We start from the raw sequence: 19,859 nt of genomic DNA, 5'->3' as shown, positions 1-19,859 counted from the left end.
CTCCTCTCCGACGCTCCCGTTGTGGCAACCATGCAAGTGGATGGTTTTCTCGACGGGCACGCATTGAAGTGGGGCAAGCACAAGCGGGTCAAAGTAGGGAAGGTCCTCCGCAATTTTCATTGCCGCATCTGTGACACTCAGCGAACTTTCGTGTCTGGAGATGAGCTGTCGTGTTTGGGTCTCGGTGACAATCAAATCAGTATCGACGCCACACTACAATGTATCGAATGCCGGTCATCCGTGGAGATATGGTTCCTCATCAGCAGCAATGGTGACATTTCTGGCGTCGCACCAGAAGTGCGTATCGAGCGCTACACAGAGAACCTTCGCGACCGCGCTGACCGGATTGACAGTCATCGCGGGCCGTTCTCGGATCTGGTCAAACGAGCGCAGCTCGCGTATGAGAACCAACTTGGTGCCGGATCGATCATCTACCTTCGCAAGATCTTCGAGCTCGTTACATTCGAAGTGGCCGAGATTGCCGAGATCGAGACAAAGAAGAATAACGGGAAAAATTTCCCCTTTGCTGTGGTGCTAGAGAAAGTGAATGAAGTTCGCAATATCATTCCGCGGCGCTTCTCAAGTGATGGATATCAGCTATTTCGTGAGCTCAGCAATATTATCCATGGCGAGTCAAGCGAAGAGGAGGCGCTCCAGAAATACAAGCCCTGCCTCCAGCTGGTCCTAGGTGTCGTTGACGAAGTAAGTCGCGACAACGAATACGCGCGAGCGATCGAAGAGTTGGGCTGGGACATCAAAAGCATTAGTGAAATCGCAGGAGGAAGCGTCACGTGAGCAGTATCGATGAAATGCTTCAGGAACTATGCCCGGACGGGGTGAAGTTCAAGGAGCTTGGCACGATTGCAGAACTGGTTCGCGGTAATGGGATGCCGAAATCGGACTTCACGGATGAAGGGGTCGGCTGCATTCACTATGGTCAGATCTATACGCATTACGGCACCTGGGCCACTGAAGTAATTTCGCACGTACACGAGGAGAAGGCTGCAAGACTGGCAAAGGTGAATCCTGGCGATCTCATCATCACTAACACCAGCGAGAATCTCGATGACGTGGGTAAAGCTGTTGCGTGGCTCGGTAGCGAGGCCATTGTAACGGGCGGGCATGCAACTGTCATTAAGCCGTCTATCGACTCCAAGTATCTTTCCTACTGGTTCCAATCCCCGGCATTCCATTATGAGAAAAAGCGTCGCGCTACCGGCACCAAGGTTATCGACGTGTCCGCAAATAAGCTCGCAACGGTGAAAATTCCGGTCCCGCCTCTTGAGGTGCAGCGGGAGATCGTGAAGGTGTTGGACCAGTTCGCTAAGCTGGAGGCGGAGCTGAAGGCGGAGCTGAAGGCGGAGCTGAAGGCACGCCATCGCCAGTACGTTTTCTACCGAGACAAGCTGGTGAGCGAGGCTGTTGGGGCAGAGTATCTTCGTCTAGGTGACGTTGGTGATTTTGTGCGTGGACGTCGTTTTACCAAGAACGACGTGGTTGATTCTGGAATTCCGAGTATCCACTATGGTGAAATTTACACCGAATACGGCACCTCCGCTGACGAGGCCGTTAGGCACGTTCGCGTTGAGCTTCACGATCAACTCCGGTATGCGGAACCCGGGAGCGTAGTATTCGCCGGCGTTGGCGAGACGGTTGAAGACGTAGGTAAAGCCGTCGCGTGGCTCGGAAACGAACCAGTGGCGACGCACGACGATACATTTGTGTTTACCTCCTCACTGAACCCTAAGTATGTCGCTTATGCGGTGCAGACAAAGGATTTTCATCGCCAGAAGGAACGCCATGTGTCGCGGGCCAAGGTGAAGAGGCTCTCAGCGGCTGGGCTCGCCGATATCAAGATCCCAGTCCCGAATCTGACTGTTCAGGAGAGGATCGTCGAGACGCTCGACAATTTTGATGCTCTCGTCAATGACATCATTTTCAGGCTACCTGCTGAAATCTCATTTCGCCGCAAGCAGTATGAGCACTACCGCGATCGGCTCTTGACGTTCAAGGAGGCTGCGGCATGAGGGAAGCGCAGGCGCGCAAGTACGACCCGATCGCCGTCTCGGCTGAAAGTACCGTCGTTGCTGAGTACATCCCCGATGCCTCTGGAGCCGCGGCATACCAATCGGAGGCGGCGCTTGAGCGGGAGATGATCCGTATGCTGGAGGCGCAGGCGTATGAGTACCTCCCGATCACATCGGAGGCGCAGCTGATCGCGAACCTGCGGATCCAGCTTGAGGCGCTAAACCACGTGTCGTTCTCGGATTCTGAGTGGGAGTCGTTCTTCTCCACCAAAATCGCCGGACAGAACGAGGGCATCGTGGAGAAGACACTACGGGTCCAGGATGACCACGTTCAGCTTCTGAAGCGTGACGATGGTTCGACGAAGAACATCACTCTCATCGACAAGAAGAACGTCCACAACAATCGTCTGCAGGTCATCAACCAGTACGAGGTTGACCGGGGCGAGGGCGGTGCGAGCTTCGCGAATCGGTACGACGTGACGGTGCTAGTCAACGGTCTACCGATGGTGCATATCGAGCTCAAGCGTCGTGGGGTGGACATCCGTGAGGCGTTCAACCAGATCAACCGGTACCAGCGCGATAGCTTCTGGGCAGGCTCTGGGTTGTTCGAGTATGTGCAGTTGTTCGTGATAAGCAACGGCACGCTGACGAAGTACTACTCCAACAGCACCCGCTCGAAGCACTTGAAGGACAACCAGAAAGCTGCCGGCGCGGGCAAGGGGAAGAAGTCAAGCAACTCGTTCGAGTTCACGTCGTGGTGGGCGGACGCGCAGAACAAGCCGATCGCGGAGCTGCCCGCGTTCGTCAAGACGTTTTTCGCCAAGCACTCGCTGTTGAACGTGCTGACGAAGTACTGCGTGCTGACAGCCGACCGTGACCTGCTAGTGATGCGGCCGTACCAGATCGTGGCGACGGAGCGGATCTTGCGGAAGATCGAGTGCTCGACGAACCGCAGGACGCTTGGCACCGCTGAGGCGGGCGGGTACGTCTGGCATACGACCGGGTCGGGCAAGACGCTGACGTCGTTCAAGGCCGCGCAGCTGGCATCAAAGCTACCCGATGTCGCGAAAGTGTTGTTCGTCGTCGACCGCAAGGACCTCGACTACCAGACGATGCGCGAGTACGACCGCTTCGAGAAAGGCGCCGCCAACTCGAACGTGTCCACAGCGATCTTGAAGAAGCAGCTCGAGGATCCGAACGCAAGCATCATCATCACGACGATCCAGAAGCTGTCGACGTTCATCAAGGCGAACCGGGGACACGAGGTGTTCTCGGGCCACTCCGTGATCATCTTCGACGAGTGTCACCGGTCGCAGTTCGGCGACATGCATACCGACATTACGAGAGCCTTCAAGCGGTACAACCTGTTCGGCTTCACCGGTACCCCGATCTTCCCGGTCAACTCCTCGAGCGGCGGGAACCCGCTGCTGAAGACCACTGAGCAAGCTTTCGGTGACAAGCTGCACACGTACACGATCATAGACGCGATCACGGACAGGAATGTCCTGCCGTTCCGAATTGACTACATCAACACGATCAAGGTCGGCAACCCAGACGATAAGCAGGTCTCGGCGATCGATCGGGAGCGCGCTCTGTTGGATGTGCGCCGACTCCGCGAGATCACGACGTACATCCTGGAGCACTTCGATCAGAAGACGAAGCGGCAGACGAGCTATGAGCACGCGGTTGTTGCCAATGTTACGGAATCGACCCGGACAAGGCGTCAAGTAGAGGCGCTTCGTGAGAAGAAGCGAGTCCGCGGCTTCAACGCCCTGCTCGCCACTGCCTCAATCGAGGCAGCGCAGCGCTACTACTTGCAGTTCAAGCATCAGCAGGAGGCGCTCACCCCGGATCAGCGGCTGAAGGTGGGCATCATTTTCTCCTACGGCGCGAACGAGGCCGCCGATGACGGGATCCTTGACGACGAGGCGTTTGACACCGACGCACTAAGTGGAGACGCGCGCACGTTCCTGGAAGATGCGATCCGGGACTACAACGCGATGTTCGCCACCAGCTACGACACCAGCGCCGACAAGTTCCAGAACTATTACAAGGACCTGTCGCAGCGAGTGAAGAACCGCGAGATCGACTTGGTCATCGTGGTGAACATGTTCCTCACCGGCTTCGACGCGACCACGCTCAACACGCTGTTCGTCGACAAGAACCTGAAGATGCATGGTTTGATTCAGGCATACTCGCGTACCAATCGGATCCTCAACTCCGTCAAACGCCATGGGAATATCGTTGTCTTCCGTGACCTTGAAGAGGAGACGAACGCAGCGCTCGAGCTGTTCGGGAACAGGGACGCCAAGGGCATCGTCCTCGTGCCGTCCTACAGCGAGTACTACAGCGATTACGTCGAGAAGGTAACCGAGCTGCTACAGACCTTCCCGCTTGGCACCCCTATCAGCGGGGAGCAGGCCCAGAAGGACTTCATCAACCTTTTTGGTGCCGTACTGCGGCTGCACAACATCTTGACTGAGTTCGATGACTTCGTCGGCCAGGACCTGTTGACAGAGCGCCAGCACCAGGACTACCGCAGTGTCTACCTGAACTTGCACGCCGAGTTCCGTGCGGAGACCGCTGCGGAGAAGGAACGCATCAACGAGGATGTCGTCTTCGAGATTGAGCTGGTCAAGCAGGTCGAGATCGGCGTCGACTACATCTTGTTGCTCGTTGAGAAGATGCGAGTCGAGCGTGGGGACGGTGAGGACAAGGAGATTCGTGCCCAGATCTCGCGTGCGGTGGACGCTAGCCCAAGCCTGCGGAGTAAGCGCGACCTTGTTGAAGACTTCGTGAACTCGCTGTCTGTGCACGGCGCTGTCGATGAACAGTGGCAGGCGTACGTGGAGGCGAAGCGAGATGCTGAACTCGCGGCGATCGTCGAGGAGCAAAAACTCAAGCCCGAGCAGACCCGGGCGTTCATCACGGCCGCGTTCCGTGACGGGCAGATCCGTACGACTGGTACGGAGATTACGAAGATCCTGCCCCCCGTCTCTCGTTTCAGTCGCGATGGCGGCCACAGCGACAAGAAGAAGCGTGTGATCGAAACATTGACACAATTCTTCGAGCGGTTCTTCGGGCTGGGCGCTGGCGGAACGTAAGCATTCAGAAGGTCGTGATCGGGTCCGTTGCCTGACTATGTGACAGGTGGTGGGTGGGTGCGGCAGGGTGCGTGGTCGTGTCGTCCGTCTTCGAGTCCGCATCGCGTGAGGATCTCCTCGCGGTGATCGGCCTGCTCCAGCGGCAGGTCGAGGCTGCGGAGGCACAGGCTGCCGAACTTGCGGCGGCGAATGAGCGGTTGACCGTTCGGGTCGCGGAGCTGGAGCGTCGGCTGGGCCGGAACTCGGGCAACTCCTCGTTGCCGCCGTCCAGCGACACCTTCGACCGGCCGGAGAAGAAGACGGCACCGCAGAGCGGACGCAAGCGGGGTCGTCAGCCGGCTCGAGCCCTTCGGGACTGTCGATGGTCGCCGATCCCGACGTTGTCGAAGAGCACCTCCCGGCATCCTGTACCGACTGCGGGAGCGGTCTGGGACCCGGTGACAGCGTCGGCTTCGAGCGCCGTCAGGTCCGCGACATTCCCCTTAGTTCGGTGACGGTCACCGAGCACCGGGCCCACCGCTGCCGGTGCGCGTGCGGCACGGTCACCGCCGAGCCGATGCCTGGCGAGGTTGCTGGATCGCCCTCCTCCTACGGTCCCAACTTGCGCGCTTTGGCCGTCTACCTGCTGGTCTTCCAGCACATTTCCCGTCGAACGGACCGCGATCCTGCTGGGGGACGTGACCGGGGCGGAGGTCTCCACCGGCTGGGTGGCCTCGCTGCTGCCCGAGCCCGCCGGCCTGGCCGCCGACTCCCTGAACCTGATCCGCGCCCGCGCCACGTCCCTCGGCGTACGGAGCCGCACTTCCAGATCACATGTCCCGTGGTGACCGAGACCAGACACTTCCCGGCGGAGAGAAAGACGACGGTCGTCAGTGCCGGCGCTCCGCCCCGACGACGACAGCGCGCTCAGGATCACGAGTCCGCCACCTTGAGACGGGAGTGCTCAGGTAGCCAGGGCTGCGTCGAGGTATTCCTGCACCGGCTCGAACAACCCGTACGGCACGTACTGCGGGATCTCGCCATGGGCGACCCAAGCGAGCTCGGCCAACTCCTCGGTGTCGGCTACGTGGGCGGTGCCGCCCATCACCTCGCAGGCCGTGTACGACATCAGCCGAAGCGTCTTCGGATGGACCCGCTCGCCGAGCAGCTTCACAGCGGCCACGTCCAGGCCGGTCTCCTCCTGGGTCTCCCGCACGGCGGCGTCCTCACGCGTCTCGCCGGGCTCGACCTCACCGGCCGGGAACTGCCAGGAGAGCTGCCCCTCGCTGACCCGGCGGCGGACCATGAGCACACGCCCCTCGTGGACGACGATGGCCGCGGCGATGCCCGGTCGTTCCTCCGCGTTCTGCTGCGTCACGTCTGCTCCTCCAGGACAGCCAGAATGGGTGGGAAGATCGTATCGATGGGGATGAACCGGGGCACCGACTTTCTCGGGACCCACATGACGTCGATGTTCTCGACGGCGTCGCTGTTGGTGGCCTCGCCCGTCAGGTACTCACAGAGGAAGTACTCGCACAGCACGCCGGTCACAGGGTGAAGCCGATTACCGAGGTGCTGGCGGACTGCGCAGTGGACACCGGTCTCGTCCAAGGTCTCCCGCACGGTGGTGGTCTCCGCCTTGCCTCCCGGCTTGATGACCCCGGCTGGGAACTGCCACGTGATCCCGGCAACGTCGTCGTCCCGCCGGCACACAAGCAGGACATCGCTGTCGCGGACCACCACCGCTATGGCCACCCGCAGTGCCTGCGCGCCCGGCGGCGTCGAGTCCGCGGGGGCCCGTTCCTTCGCCAGCAGGAGCGCGAAGCGCTGTCGCGCAGCCGTAGGAGCCCGCTCATAGGCCGTGTCGAGAAGTTGCTGCATCTCCCTGCGAGGCACGACAGACGCATCGGAGTGCCAGGCGGCCACAGTCCTCACGGCGATCCCCAGATGCGCGGCGAACTGCTCGTTTCCGAGCCTAAGGGCGGACTGCAGCAGGCAGGCGTAGCGGCCGCTCCAGCGCTCTATCACGTCCACAAGACTGCCCCTCGTCGCCGCTCCGGTGCAGAAACCCGCACGCCGAAAATGCACTCCCACTGCACTGGCACTGCATGGTCGCGCGAGAAGGGCCCCGGGAGAATCGGAGTCACCAGGGGCCAAATTCCATTCGCTGAAGGCTCAGTCGCTGGAAGGCACGCGAGAGGCGCGCGAGCGCCGGCCGACCACAGGGAGATTCTAGGTGCGTACCCCCATCACAAAGCAGAGGCAGGGAAGTTGGCTGGATCGGAGCCTCTTGGTCAACTGAGCGTCGACACCATTGCCGGCGTTCGCCCGTCCTTGGCATCGCACGCAGGCCCGAACCGCCCTGCCAGCGCCGGTAACCTCAGAAGGTGACGGCTGATCGTCCGTCATGTTCGTTTGCTGGCAAGGCGAAAGGGAGTCAATGCCCGAGGTTCAGGCACACACTGTCGAGCGCACGCTCGTCCTGCTCAAGCCCGATGCGCTGGCGCGTGGCCTGGCAGGAAGGATCATCACGCGGTTCGAGGACGCCGCTCTGAAGATCGTCGGCACCAAGATGAGGTGGATGGACGAGGAGTTCACCCGCCGGCACTACTTCGACCTTGAGGAACGGCTGGGCTCGGAGGTCTACAACGTCACGTCGACGTTCATGCAGCAGGGCCCGGTCATCGCCCTGGTGCTGGAGGGCTTCGACGCCATTGCCACCGTCCGCAAGATCGTCGGCAGCACCTACCCGAACCAGGCTCCGGCCGGCACGGTGCGGGGCGACTTCTCGCACTACAGCGCCGCGGCCAGCATCGCCTCTGGCAAGGCGGTCGCGAACCTCGTGCACGCCTCCGGCAACGCGGAGGAGGCTGAGCAGGAGGTGGAGCTGTGGTTCGACAAAGGCGAGCTGCAGGACTACAAGACGCTGGCCGAGATCTACACGTACTAGCGGCGGGTCACGGCGTCACTGCGGGGACGCCGCTGCGTTGATCACCACTGGGGCACAACCCGTCTGAACCGAGAGGGCACCATGACCAACCAGACCCGCCTGGCCTCCACCGACGAGCTGGAGTCGATCTTCCAGCGTGAGCTGGCGAGCGACCTGTGGGCGGCTACCGAAACCGCGTACGCCCTGGCAGTGCGCCACCGCGACCTGGGCAACTGGCCCGCGTCGCGTGAGTGGGCCGAGCAGTGCCTCCGTCTGCTGGAGGGCTTCCCCAGCGAGACGGAGGAGCAAGTCGCCACCGGCCGCACGTCGGTGGGAGGCGTCCAGCTGCCGACCTACCTGCACTCAGGTGTCGTCCAGGAGCGCTTCGGCGCCCTCGGCTGACACGCACCGATCCACAGGGGTGATGCGGCCGGGCCCGCATCGGCCGCATCACCCCGCGTTCGACCACCAACCCCAAGCGATCGCCCGTCCGGACAGGCCCCCACACCGCAGGGTCCGGCTGGCTTCGCCATGCCTGAAACGAGGAGGCAGCAGTCCCGTGGCCGTTGAGATCGAGATGCGAGCCCGCTTCACCAAGGAGTTCCACGACCAGCTCGTCGCCCGCCTGAAAGCGGACGGGGAGGACTTGGGCCCCGACGACAAGCACATCTATTTCTACGTGCTCCCCGACCAGCTCCTGAAGGTCACCGACAACACCGCTGCTGGCACCGCCAAGATCACCCTCAAGGGGAGCAAGATCGGGCAGGGCGCGGCCTTCGCTGAGACCGAGTTCGCCATCGCCCCCACCGACGTTCCCGCCGCAGTGAAGGTGTTTAACGCCCTGGGGTTCGAGACGGCGATGCACGAGGCGTTCAACTTCCGTCACAACTTCCGCTTCGACGGCGTCGAAATCGCTGTCAAGTGGAGTGAGGCATGGGGTTACCACGCCGAGTTCGAGGTCCTGTTGGAGGACGGCGCCTCGGACGCCGCCCGCGCCGAGGCGGAGGCCAAGATCACAGACGTCGCCGCGGCGCTCGGCGTGACCTTGATGACGGAGCAGGAGCTGGCCGACTTCACCGCAGCCTTCGAGGCCGCCGAGAAGGAGCGCAAGGAGCGCGAGCAGCAGGCCGCGCCGATCCGGTAGGGAACATCACCGCGGAGACCACCAAGGGGGTGGGCACGAATGAGCACGACCCCGTTGACCGCAAGCCTGATCGACCTGGCCGCCCAAGGGCAGCTCCCGCTCCACCAGCACATGGATCACGCCACCGTCGCGTGGATCAGCGACCACAGGCCCGACCTCCCGTCGGCGCCACAGCCAGCCTTGCGCCCGCAGTCGAAGGAGCTGCTCGCCCACGGCGGTCTGTCCACCCGATGGTGGGCAGACCCGCGCCTATACACCTCGCTCCACGGAGTCCGGCATGCCATGAGGACGGCGGCGCTCGCCGCCCTCCTCGCCGACGCGAACGGCCTCGACGACGCCGACGCCGCCACCGCGATCCTCGCCGCCGCCATCCATGACTGCCAGCGGCGCCACGACCAGGACGACCGCGGACATGGCGCCCGCGCGGCCATCTGGCTTGCTGCGAACGCCGACACCGTCTGGAGCCACTTCGGCCTCACCGCGACACCCCGGCGGATCGTGCAGGCGGCCACCGCCATCCGCCTGCACGACATCCCGTACGAAGCGTTCACCGCGGACGACAAGGCCGACCACGCCCGGGCCGAGCGCATCACCGACGTGGTCAAGGCCGCTGATGCCCTGGACCGCTACCGTCTGCCGAAGCTGAAGTGGTGGCCGGACGCCCGGTACGTCCGCGAGGCCGCCTTCGACCAGCTACGCGGCCTCGCCTTCGACCTGGTCCTCGTCTCCGAGCGGGCCCACCTCGCCGGCGCCAGCGGCACCGCGGCCGTACGCTACGCGCTCGCCGAGAAGGGCCTGCTCTGACCATGGACTTCCTCGACGCCTACCACCTGTGGGCCGACGCCCACGCCTTCTTCGACTCCAACCTCATCCCCAGCCCCGCCGACCACACCGACCCGCTTGCCACCCGGGCCGCGGCCTGGGACAGACGGCTCACCGAGGACACTCCGAACGGCCACCTGCTACGGCAGAACGCCCTCTTCGATGCCCTGAGCGGCAACGACAAGCTGCACCTGCTGCACGTCACCCACGCCCTGGAGGAGATCAGCCGGCAGGGCGTGCTCTACCCGTCGGGCGGCTGCCTCGTCGGAAGCATCTACTGCGCGCCGCTCACCGCGACCGACCAGGGCTTTCGCATGCATAACCTGGGCGCCTACGTCCTGGCCAAGGAAGCGCCGGCCTTCCTGTCCAAGCTCGGCGTCACCGACCGCGTCCCCACCCCGCTGATCTTCGAGATCGACACCCCGCCTCAGGCGTACCGCGGGCTCGCCGGCGTGGACTACCTGCGGCTGGGCCTCATCCACCTGCAGATCTACAGCCACCTCGAATACCTGCTGAGCAAGAACGAACGACACCAACTGCGCGAGACCGTCGTCAGCCGGGTCAAGAACTCGGCCGCGTTCCTCGCCACCGCTGCCGCCGTCGCCTACCAGGGCACCAAGGTCGACGCCGATCCGTTCCTCAAGCTGCTCGACGAGACGATCCCCCGCCTGCCGATCCTCGGCTACCTATACTTCGAAGCCGTCGCCGAGTACCTGATGCTCCACTCGACCTCGCACCACACCCGACGCCTGGCTGAGCTCGGCGAGCTGAACAACTGGCTTTACAAGGAGATGTTGTTCGCCTCCTTCCCCACCATGGCCGGCAAGTTCGACCTCGCGAGGTTCCGACCCCGCCCGAAGCAGCTGTCCGCGCTCATCCACCGAGTCGACCCGACCATCGATACCACCCACGCCAGCGCGTACCTGGTCGAACGGATCAGCTACCTGGCCGCAGCCCGCCTCTTCGCGCCCGGCGACGTCCCCGAAGCCTGGCACCACACGCGCTGGGAGTTCGATTCCCTCTCCACTCAGCTCGGACCCCTGCTCGGCCACCTGATCCACCGGGAACTGCGCACCTTCGGCCGCTACCCCGACTTCTACTTCTACTTCGACCAGCACAAGGCGCTACAAGCCTGGAACTACTGGAACCACATGGACATCGTCGCCCCGTTCAACGGCACGATGCCCAAGGGCGAGATCGGCATCAACCCGGCCTACCCCAACCTCGACTACCGCGTATGGCGCGCCGAGCAGGACGATGCCGGCCACCTTCAGCCAGCCGAGGAACTCTCGCTGACCATCGCCCCGCGGCTGGTGGACATCAAGTACACCCTGATGCGCAACAACCAGTGGACCGCCCCTGCGCCGAGCGTCGCCTGATACACCGCCGCCATCAGCGGCCCACTCCACACCGTGCAACCTCACACGCAGGAGATCCGTGATGAGTCCCTCCGGCATGCCCTCCGTCGGCCGCCTTGGCGAGCAGATCAACACCGTCCTCGCCGACCCCGCCACCACCCACGGCCTCGCCCGCACCCTCCGAGCCGCCGCCAAGGAGATCGAACTACACCACTACCACCACGCCAGCCGACGCGCCTGGCCCAGTGGCCGCATTGACGCCAAGCCCGCCAAGGTGCAGATCGGCGGCGGAGCCCACCGCATCGACGGCTACTTCAACATCGACGCCGTCCCGCCGGCCGACCTCCTCTGGGACATCCGCGAAGGCATCCCCCTCCAGGACGACAGCGCCAACGAGATCTTCTCCGAGCACTTCCTGGAGCACATCGACTACCCACGCTCCGCCAAGCACTACGCCCGAGAGGCGTACCGCGTCCTCGTGCCAGGCGGCCGAATCATCACTGGCGTCCCCGACGCCGCCTTCGCCCTGAACCAGTACCCCAGCCCGCTGTCCGCCTCGGACGAAATGATCGACCGTTGGTACGCCAAGCGCGACTGCCGCAATGACATCAACACACGGCTCGATCTCGTCAACCTCGTATTCCGAGACCAGGACGACAACCCCAAGTACACCCCGCACCTGTGGGCCTACGACCACGACAAGCTCGTCCAACTCTTCACCGAGGCCAACTTCACCACCGTCGAACCCTGGACGTTCGACCCCGCCACGGCCAACCCGAAGCGCCGGTGGGGCAGCGTCTACGTCATCGCGACGAAGTAGCACCCCCCACACGGCAGTCGGCGAAGACTGGGACACCCCGCACTAGCTCTTCTGTCCTGGGAGGTTGTGGACGGTGATGTAGGTCTCGGCTGAGGGATCTTGAACGGGTGAGAGCCTTCCGGGTTCGGTGTGGATTGCGACATCAACACCGACCAGATAGGCCCTCGTGTCCCACCGTAATGCCCCTGTCCGAAGAGGCCCCTCCGACGCCCGCGCCACCGCCAGACCCACGACACGGTTACTCAGGCTCACCAGACTTACGAGTGATGCTGGTGTAGCCATCCCACTCAGCGCATCGCGCGGCCATGGAGTCGGCGCGCAACATAGCGCGGGATCGCCGGTTAGCCAAACCGGCGATCCCGCGCATCATTGGTAATCCACCGCCACGCCCTGCCCGCACGTCGAAAGGCACCGCCCACCACAGAGCAGCCAGAGGCCGGCAGGCGATCACGCCGCCGCGTAGCTGGCCCGAAACAGATCGTGTGCCCGCTCCACGTCCTTCGGCTTACGCAACTGCACCTCCAGATCACCTGTCCCGTGGTGACCGAGACCGGACACGTCACGGGTGAAGCCCGGAACGAGGTCGACGTCCTTCGGGTCGACCTTCAGGTAGACCAGCAGCTTGCTGCGCTGCGGCGGGCAAAGGCAGGCGAAGTTCCGCAGCCGCTGATACGCCCGGTACTGCTTGCGCTCAACACGGTTCACACCGTCCCCGAGCCCGAGCAGTGCCTCGTCGACCGCACTCGCCAGCTCCATCATCGACGCGCCCTGGACGTCGGCCGCCGCCCGTGCAACCGCGTGGCGGCGCGCCCGGCGTGCTAGCTGCATGCCGCCACTCACGGACGCAAGGGTCTCAAGGCCGAGCAGGTCGCTGCCGAAGAGGCGGTAGCGGACCAGGTCGATCGACCGCCGGTGCTCGCGCACGGCATGCACGTCGTAGCGGGTAAAGTCGCCGGCGATGCAGATCAGGCGTGGCGCGCTCCACAGGACCTGGGACGCGGCCGTCACCCCGAGCCGGTCGCGGACCAGGTGCTCGAACTCGGCGCGGTGGTCCATCAGCCACGCCAGGTAGAACAGCCCCTGGTTGATGACCTGTTGACTGAACTAAAGGCGGAGATTCCGCAGGTCAGTGACATTGTGGAGCGGGCGTCGTTGAGTCGGCCATGGAGATGTCTCGAGACCTAACGGCCCTGTCCATCCCTCTGGTCGGGGAACTGGTGACCATGGATGATCCGTGGGAGCCCTACCGGCTGATCGATCCGTCCGGAGAACCGGTCGAAGGGGTTCGCGCCTTCCTGCGGGACCTGCAGGGAGGCGGCCGTTCGGCAGCGACGGCCCGTTCCTACGGGATAGACATGCTGCGCTGGTTCCGCTTCCTCTGGGCTGTCGAGGTGCCGTGGGACCGAGCGAGCCGGATCGAGGCGAGGGACTTCTCCCGCTGGCTTCAAGTCGCAGGACAGCCGAGGCGTCCGCACTGGCGACGCCCGAGCGAAGCGGGCCGGTGGGCCGCAGGGGGCAAGCCGTACGCACCGTCGGTGCGGGCACACAGCGAGACAGTGCTGCGGAATTTCTACGACTTCCACCGCGACATCGGCACAGGGCCGGTCCTCAACCCGTTCCCGCTGGACCGAGCACGTCGCGGCCGGCGGACTCACGCCCATCGCAACCCGATGGACCCGGCCCGTAACGAACGCGCCGGGCTCTACCGGCCGAGAGTGCCCACCAGAGTGCCACGCAGCGTCCCTGACGAGCAGTTCAACGAGATCTTCGCCGGGCTTCCGTCACACCGGGACCGGGCCCTGGTTGCCTTCTACGTCTCCACCGGTGCACGGGCCAGCGAACTGCTCAGCACATGGCAGGCCGGCGTTGATCCGGGACGCCAGCTGATCTCTGTGGTCCGCAAGGGCACCGGCGAGGTCCAGGAACTTCCTGCCTCGACCGATGCGTTCGTCTGGCTGCGGCTCTACCAGCTGGAGATGGACGATGCGATCCCGCGCGGGCGGCGTCTCCCCCTGTGGTGGACCCTGCGCTCGCCGTCGAGGCCGTTGACCTACCACGCAGTTCACCGCATGTTCGAACGGGCGAACGCCAAGGCAGGAACTTCCGCGACGCTGCACGCGCTGCGGCACACTGCCGGCTATCGGATGGCCGAGGACCTCAGTCTCCCTCTCACAGATGTCCAATTCGTCCTTGGCCACGCTCAGTTGACCACGACGCAGCTTTACCTCACGCCTCGCAAGGAGACGGTGATCCGGCGCCTGCTGGCCCACCACGCCGAGCAGACGCGTCAGGCAGCCAGCCGCGTCGCCCCGCCTCCGGCAGCCAACTACCGGCCGGAAAGTCTCAATGTGCTGTTCGGAGCCGGTGCCCGGTGACCGCCACTTCGTTGGCGCGTGCTGGCTCCCGCGCACCGGCCGCTGGATTGGAGCCTCAACTCACCCGTTCCATGGCAGCCCAGCAGCGCTTCCCCGCCCGGGCCGTTCCGGATATCTGGCCGGGCACCGAGCGCTCCCGCTCTGAGGTGGCCCGGCTGCTGTCCCGTCCGCCGTTCACGCTGGAGAACGCCGGCAGCGAGCTGCACCACAAGCACGGCATCGTCATGGTGCTGGACTGGCTGGAAGACCAGCCGGGACAGACCTGGCAGGAGCGGTGGCTGGCCAGCGGCATCGAGCAAGCCGGCTCCGCCTGGCGGCTGGTGATCAAGCAGTGGCTGCACGAGCGCGGTCTCAAGGCAGCCTGGCGCATGCCGGTGGTGGGCCGTGCGCTGACGACAGTGATCAGTGCTGATCTTCTGCGACCGTCGGTGGACTGGCTGGCCGCGGGGGCCAGCCGCCAAGGGGTCCTGGTCCGCTCCATGGCCCGCAGTCGCGACCCACGCGGGTTCGAGCGTTTGCGGGAGCTGGGCGAGTCCGTCGAGGACGTACGGGCGGGTGCCGTCAGCGCGGCTCTCTGCCGCAGCGCCCTCATCCTCGCGGCCAAGGGCGGCATGCTGACCGGGATCACCGTCGGCGACGTCCTGGAGCTCTTCGAGGCCCAGGCCACGGTCCTCAAGCGGATGACTGCGGGGACGGAAGTGTTCTACCGGCTGCTGTATCAGCTCGGAGCCCTGGGAGAGGATGCCCCGCACAATCTGCGCGAGGTCCGCAACCGAGGACAGCGGACCCCTGAGGAACTGGTCGACCGCTACGGACTGCGCTGCCGTCCTGTCCGTGACCTGCTGGTGGACTATCTCCGTGAACGCCAGGCCGCTCTGGACTACAACAGTTTGAAGTCTCTCTCCTACCACCTCGGCAAGCGCTTCTGGCAGGACATCGAGCACCATCATCCCGACGCCGACAGTCTCTGCCTTGCCCCGGACGTCCTCGGGCAGTGGAAGCAGAGGATGCGCACCAAGGACAAGACCGTTACCGGACCCGACGGCCGACGCACGAGCACGAAGGTCGAGAGGCTCAACCACCGGGACACGCTCACCCAGGTGCGGGCCTTCTACCTCGACATCGCCCAGTGGGCATTGGAAGATCCCGGTCGCTGGGGCCCGTGGGTGGTACCGAGCCCGGTAAGGGCTGACGAGCTGGAGAACCGCAAAGTACAACGGCGGCGCAAGGCGAGGATGGACGCCCGCACCCGCGAGCGCCTGCCGGTTTTGCCGATCCTCGTCCGCACAGTCGACCAGCGGCGCAAGGACGCTGCCGCGCTACTGGAAGCCGCTCGGCATGCCGGCCCCGGCGAGGTGTTTACCGCTGCCGGTCAGCAACTCGTACGTGCCGTGGTTCCGCATGGAACGGCCGGCAGGATCTGGGCCGAGGACCCTCCGACCGGGAAACGCCGCGATCTGGGACTCGAGGACGAGAGAGCCTTCTGGGCCTGGGCCGTGGTCGAGGTCCTGCGGGCCACCGGCATCCGCATCGAGGAACTGCTGGAACTCAGCCACCACAGCCTGGTCCAATACCGGCTGCCCACCACCGGTGAACTTGTCCCCCTCCTGCAGATCGTCCCGTCCAAGACGGATACCGAGCGGCTGCTGCTGGTCAGCCCCGAGCTCACCGATGTCCTGAGCGCGATCATCTGCCGAGCCCGGGAGGCCACCGGCGCCGTTCCTCTGGTCCGCTCCTACGACCGCCGCGAATGTGCGTGGCAGGAGCCGGCCCCGCTGCTGTTCCAACGACGCATCCGCGGTGAGGACTGCGCGTTCACCGATGAAACCGTTCGTACCATGCTCGACGAGGCCCTCACCGACACGGGCCTGACCGACGTTACGGGTGCCTCGCTTCGCTACACACCGCACGACTTCCGACGGCTGTTCATCACCGATGCCATCCTCAACGGGTTGCCGCCGCACATCGCCCAGGTGATCGCTGGCCACCAGGACATCAACGTGACTCTCGGTTACAAGGCCGTCTACCCCGAAGAGGCGATCCAGGCGCACATGGCCTTCCTCGCCCGCCGCAGGTCCCTTCGCCCGAGCGAGGAATACCGTGTCCCCACCGACGAGGAATGGCAGGAGTTCCTCGGCCACTTCGAGCGGCGCAAAGTCTCCATCGGAGCATGCGGCCGCGCGTTCGGCACCCCCTGCATCCACGAACACGCCTGTGTTCGCTGCCCGGTGCTCTGGCCCGACCCCGCCCAGCGTGACCGTCTCGTCGAGATCCGCGACAACCTCCTCGCCCGCATCGCCGAGGCCGAACGCGAAGGATGGCTCGGCGAGATGGAAGGGCTGCAGGTGAGCCTTGCCGGAGCAGAGGAGAAGCTCATACAACTCGGCCGGCGCCCATCCCGCGTCGTCGTCGACCTCGGCGTTCCCGTGATCACCGCTCCCAGCGTTCCCCGCCGACACCGGCCGGAGGAGAGAACGTAACCCTTGGGCTCCATCAATATATGGCCGCGTCAGCAAGTTCAGGCCCGGCACTTCCGCTTACCGCGACAGGACGAGGACCACCGCGAGTGGGCCGTAGGCAACCGCGAGGGCGCAGAGGAGCCGTCTCCATTCAAAGGACCAGTACCGCCGGACCTGCCCCTTACTGATGCCACCCTGCGTCCCGGACGCTTTGAGTTGGGCTTCTCGAAGCAGATGAAAGGCCCGTTGATGCGTCCTGTAGCCGGTCAAGGAACCCAGCAGTGAACTGCCGAAGGCGACCGAGCCCATCTCGCGCCCGTCTCTCAAGACAATGGTCAGGCCATCATGCACATCCACCTCCTCGATATCGGTCCAGGCAACGGTTGCGGTCACGAGAAAGTTCGTGAAGGACACGTGATTGTCAGTACTTCGGATGGCCGAGTCCCATCCAAGCGCCCAGAAGAAAATCGAAGCTCCGGCGACCGCGAACGCCGCCGCCGGCTCCTCGTCCCACGGACCTGCGATCAAAACCGCACAAACGTAGGACGTAATCGCCGCGGCTACAGGAAACCACACGTACACCGGCCGACGAAGCACTCTGGTCTGCATCCCAACCGCCCTCCTACAGCCGATCCTTTCCGCTGGCGACGGCGGGGGCCGAGGCCGCCAACGGCGGCCGAGGACCGGCAGCAACGCATTATCGCCACCCCCACAAGCACTGCGACCAACCGCGCCGATTCCCCGTTGCCACTATGGAGGGCCTCCAAGCGTGACTGTCGATGCCGGCACCAGTGACAAGCAATCAGCTACAACCTGGAATCTTCAGACCTGCACCGGCTACGGAGATCTGTACCGAACATCCGCCCGGCGCAACTCCCCTGCCGCAAAGACGAAATATGCGGCTCCAGCGAAGAGTATGCCTGGGATCGCGAGTATGGACCGCTGATCGCTCTCGAGGACGGCCTCGTACTGGCTGTGCGAGACCTCAATCGTGCCGCGCGCGTGGGGAGTCGTGTCGAAAACGAAGTACCGGCCGTCCTTGACCTCTGGGGCCTGCCAGTTCCCCGCGCCAACTGTGCTGAAAAGCATCAGCACGACGCCCGAGATGACCAGGGCCCCAAGGACTCCCTGTATCCTGCCAGGTAGACATCGAAAGGCGAGCCACATCGAGTGCCGGTCTGCCCCACTCAGGAACATGCGCACCAAGGCAGCTATAAAGATTGGGAAGAGAAGCACCACGATCGCCACCATCGGCCATTTCAATCCCGCCAGCGGCAAGGTCCCCGGCAGCCACGTGAGCGCGGCGAGCAACAGCAGCACGGTACTCAGCCCGGCCGCGATCCCCCCGTGCAACTTGAAACTCCATTCCATACCCCAGAGCCTGCCACGTGCGCCGCTCCACCTCATTGCCGTGACTCGGCAAAGATGACTGCTCCCCGATGCCGGGTTCCGCTTCGAGTCAGCAGATGAGCTGCCTGCGGACCTGAGGTCCAACACCGTGCCCCCAGCAAGGTCGGTAAGAAGGACCAAGTTCAGAGAAGACGCCGGCGTCGACGCCTCGCTTGTACTCGACAATGACCGGCGAGCCGTTCTCGTCCAGCCCGAGCGAATCGATCCGGCCCCCGTGCACCGGCCCGGTGCTGTGCTCGCTCGCCAGGAACCGAACGCCCAGCAGCGTCTCCATGTGGGTCTCGACGAGACCCTGTACATCTGCCTCGACCTCAGCAAGACGCGGCATGACCTCAGTCACGCCGCTTCTTGTAGTGTCCGTGCAAAACAGCTTCAGGCCCGACACCTTCCCTCCTCGGCTCGGAGATCACCAACGCCGAGGGGTGCGGGATTGTTTCCGCGACGGGCTGTGGGGACGTGAAGGTAATGTGAGATCCTACGTAGGGCCCGACCGGAGAACGCATGCGTCCCCCGGCTACCGGGAATCTACAATTCCCCCATGTGTCCCCTGGGCCCCGGGGGACAGCGCAAGGAAGCTGCGTTTATGCAGGTCAGCCCCCGTAGCTCAGTGGATAGAGCACGTGCCTTCTAAGCGCTTGGCCGCAGGTTCGAGTCCTGCCGGGGGCGCCACGGTGCTGCAGTCGGCGGCACACGTCGTTCCGACAGCGGCGCCCGGGTCCGCCGGGCAGCCGTCGACCGCGTCGACGGCTGCGCCTTCCGCCCGTCGGGGCGGTGCGCGACCCGACGGGCGGCCGAACGGAGCGGGGCGGCCCGACGGACTGTCTCAGTCGAAGCGGAGCGAGCCCGTACGGGTGCGCTTCAGCTCGAAGAAGTCGGGGTAGGACGCCAGGGCGCGGGCGCCGTCGAAGATCCGCGCGGCCTCCTCGCCCCGCGGGATCGAGTGGAGCACCGGGCCGAAGAAGGCCACACCGTCGATGTGGATCGTGGGCGTGCCCACGTCCTCGCCGACCGGATCCATGCCCTCGTGATGGCTTCTGCTCAGCGCCTGGTCGTACTGGTCGTATGCGCTACGTCGTCGCCGTCGCCGACACGGGGAACTTCACCCGGGCCGCGGAACAGTGCCTGGTCGTCCAGTCGGCGCTCAGCCATCAGATCGCCCGCCTGGAGCGCGAGTTGGGTGCGAGGCTGTTCGACCGCACCAGCCGGCGGGTACGGAACACCCCGGCCGGCGAGGCGTTCCTCACCGCGGCGCGCCAGTGCCTGGAGGCCGCCGAACGCGCGAGCGTCAACGTCGCCGCCGCCGTCGGCGAGGTGCGGGGCCGGCTCGCGGTCGGGCTGATCCCCACCGTCGCGGCGGTCGACATCCCGGGCGCCCTGCGGGACTTCCGCCGGCGATAAGAGCCGAAGGCACGAAACGGGAAGGGACGGCAGG

General features: G+C 64.5%; 15 protein-coding genes, 1 tRNA gene and 7 pseudogenes. 15 read left to right on the top strand and 8 right to left on the bottom strand.

Annotated elements, in window-relative coordinates:
* Nucleotides 1-21: 21 nt before the first annotated feature.
* The 5 genes and pseudogenes from AB0P07_RS14885 to AB0P07_RS14865 all read left to right on the top strand — a co-directional run.
* Nucleotides 22-795, top strand: coding sequence for a hypothetical protein (locus tag AB0P07_RS14885; RefSeq protein ID WP_365550055.1), 774 nt, complete (start codon nt 22-24; stop codon nt 793-795).
* The gene (locus tag AB0P07_RS14880; RefSeq protein WP_365550052.1) at nt 792-2,027 is read left to right on the top strand and encodes a restriction endonuclease subunit S; all 1,236 of its coding nucleotides are present in this window, start codon (nt 792-794) and stop codon (nt 2,025-2,027) included. Before AB0P07_RS14885 ends, AB0P07_RS14880 begins: the two co-directional genes overlap by 4 nt.
* A complete protein-coding gene (locus AB0P07_RS14875) occupies nt 2,024-5,131 on the top strand; it encodes a type I restriction endonuclease subunit R (RefSeq protein WP_365550049.1) in 3,108 nt (1,035 codons plus the stop codon). The genes AB0P07_RS14880 and AB0P07_RS14875 overlap by 4 nt, the downstream gene beginning before the upstream one ends.
* Nucleotides 5,132-5,262: 131 nt before the next feature.
* A pseudogene (locus AB0P07_RS14870) lies at nt 5,263-5,460 on the top strand (DUF6444 domain-containing protein); the annotation flags it as partial.
* Nucleotides 5,461-5,492: 32 nt separating this feature from the next.
* A pseudogene (locus AB0P07_RS14865) lies at nt 5,493-5,654 on the top strand (IS66 family transposase); the annotation flags it as partial.
* 216 nt (nt 5,655-5,870) lie between these two features.
* On the opposite strand, the pseudogene AB0P07_RS14860 reads toward AB0P07_RS14865, so the two are convergent.
* From AB0P07_RS14860 to AB0P07_RS14850, 3 genes and pseudogenes are all read right to left on the bottom strand, one after another.
* Nucleotides 5,871-5,978, bottom strand: a pseudogene (locus AB0P07_RS14860) (transporter); the annotation flags it as partial.
* A gap of 96 nt (nt 5,979-6,074) precedes the next feature.
* Entirely contained in the window at nt 6,075-6,488 is a 414-nt protein-coding gene (locus AB0P07_RS14855) for an NUDIX hydrolase (RefSeq protein WP_365550046.1), read from the bottom strand.
* Nucleotides 6,485-7,144 (bottom strand): NUDIX hydrolase, encoded by a 660-nt coding sequence (locus AB0P07_RS14850; RefSeq protein WP_365550044.1) that lies wholly within the window; start codon nt 7,142-7,144, stop codon nt 6,485-6,487. Before AB0P07_RS14850 ends, AB0P07_RS14855 begins: the two co-directional genes overlap by 4 nt.
* Before the next feature lie 406 nt (nt 7,145-7,550).
* On the opposite strand from AB0P07_RS14850, the gene AB0P07_RS14845 reads away from it, so the two are divergent.
* From AB0P07_RS14845 to AB0P07_RS14820, 6 genes are all read left to right on the top strand, one after another.
* A complete protein-coding gene (locus AB0P07_RS14845; protein WP_365550041.1) occupies nt 7,551-8,060 on the top strand; it encodes a nucleoside-diphosphate kinase in 510 nt (169 codons plus the stop codon).
* A gap of 81 nt (nt 8,061-8,141) precedes the next feature.
* On the top strand, nt 8,142-8,441 hold the full coding sequence (locus AB0P07_RS14840; RefSeq protein WP_365550038.1) for a hypothetical protein: 300 nt from the start codon (nt 8,142-8,144) through the stop codon (nt 8,439-8,441).
* 157 nt (nt 8,442-8,598) lie between these two features.
* Nucleotides 8,599-9,183 carry a hypothetical protein gene (locus AB0P07_RS14835; RefSeq protein ID WP_365550035.1) on the top strand — a complete coding sequence of 195 codons (585 nt, stop codon included), beginning with the start codon at nt 8,599-8,601 and terminating at the stop codon, nt 9,181-9,183.
* Between the two features lie 39 nt (nt 9,184-9,222).
* Nucleotides 9,223-9,987 (top strand): hypothetical protein, encoded by a 765-nt coding sequence (locus AB0P07_RS14830; protein ID WP_365550032.1) that lies wholly within the window; start codon nt 9,223-9,225, stop codon nt 9,985-9,987.
* A gap of 2 nt (nt 9,988-9,989) precedes the next feature.
* Nucleotides 9,990-11,384 (top strand): hypothetical protein, encoded by a 1,395-nt coding sequence (locus AB0P07_RS14825; protein WP_365550029.1) that lies wholly within the window; start codon nt 9,990-9,992, stop codon nt 11,382-11,384.
* Nucleotides 11,385-11,445: 61 nt separating this feature from the next.
* A complete protein-coding gene (locus AB0P07_RS14820) occupies nt 11,446-12,183 on the top strand; it encodes a methyltransferase domain-containing protein (RefSeq protein ID WP_365550026.1) in 738 nt (245 codons plus the stop codon).
* Nucleotides 12,184-12,630: 447 nt separating this feature from the next.
* Here the strand turns inward: AB0P07_RS14820 and AB0P07_RS14815 are convergent.
* Nucleotides 12,631-13,275: pseudogene (locus AB0P07_RS14815) on the bottom strand (DUF5655 domain-containing protein); the annotation flags it as partial.
* Between the two features lie 131 nt (nt 13,276-13,406).
* On the opposite strand from AB0P07_RS14815, the gene AB0P07_RS14810 reads away from it, so the two are divergent.
* Together AB0P07_RS14810 and AB0P07_RS14805 are read left to right on the top strand one after the other, a co-directional pair.
* On the top strand, nt 13,407-14,558 hold the full coding sequence (locus AB0P07_RS14810) for a tyrosine-type recombinase/integrase (RefSeq protein WP_365550024.1): 1,152 nt from the start codon (nt 13,407-13,409) through the stop codon (nt 14,556-14,558).
* A 71-nt stretch (nt 14,559-14,629) separates the two neighbouring features.
* Nucleotides 14,630-17,038 (top strand): site-specific integrase, encoded by a 2,409-nt coding sequence (locus tag AB0P07_RS14805; RefSeq protein ID WP_365550021.1) that lies wholly within the window; start codon nt 14,630-14,632, stop codon nt 17,036-17,038.
* Nucleotides 17,039-17,095: 57 nt separating this feature from the next.
* Here the strand turns inward: AB0P07_RS14805 and AB0P07_RS14800 are convergent, their stop codons facing one another.
* The 3 genes and pseudogenes from AB0P07_RS14800 to AB0P07_RS14790 form a co-directional block, all read right to left on the bottom strand.
* Nucleotides 17,096-17,626 (bottom strand): hypothetical protein, encoded by a 531-nt coding sequence (locus tag AB0P07_RS14800; protein WP_365550018.1) that lies wholly within the window; start codon nt 17,624-17,626, stop codon nt 17,096-17,098.
* A 228-nt stretch (nt 17,627-17,854) separates the two neighbouring features.
* The gene (locus AB0P07_RS14795) at nt 17,855-18,388 is read right to left on the bottom strand and encodes a hypothetical protein (protein ID WP_365550016.1); all 534 of its coding nucleotides are present in this window, start codon (nt 18,386-18,388) and stop codon (nt 17,855-17,857) included.
* A 160-nt stretch (nt 18,389-18,548) separates the two neighbouring features.
* Nucleotides 18,549-18,812: pseudogene (locus AB0P07_RS14790) on the bottom strand (transporter); the annotation flags it as partial.
* Nucleotides 18,813-19,020: 208 nt separating this feature from the next.
* On the opposite strand from AB0P07_RS14790, the gene AB0P07_RS14785 reads away from it, so the two are divergent.
* Nucleotides 19,021-19,096, top strand: a tRNA-Arg gene (locus tag AB0P07_RS14785).
* Nucleotides 19,097-19,250: 154 nt separating this feature from the next.
* Here AB0P07_RS14785 and AB0P07_RS14780 read toward each other — a convergent pair.
* Nucleotides 19,251-19,481, bottom strand: a pseudogene (locus tag AB0P07_RS14780) (disulfide bond formation protein DsbA); the annotation flags it as partial.
* Between the two features lie 8 nt (nt 19,482-19,489).
* Between AB0P07_RS14780 and AB0P07_RS14775 the strand changes: the two are divergent.
* Nucleotides 19,490-19,822: pseudogene (locus AB0P07_RS14775) on the top strand (LysR family transcriptional regulator); the annotation flags it as partial.
* Nucleotides 19,823-19,859 lie beyond the last annotated feature (37 nt).

Source organism: Streptomyces sp. NPDC085944 (assembly GCF_040686295.1).
Taxonomy (GTDB): Bacteria; Actinomycetota; Actinomycetes; order Streptomycetales; family Streptomycetaceae; genus Streptomyces; species Streptomyces salinarius.
The sequence above is the reverse complement of the archived record's forward strand: the minus strand, read 5'-3'. Positions and strand labels throughout refer to the sequence as shown.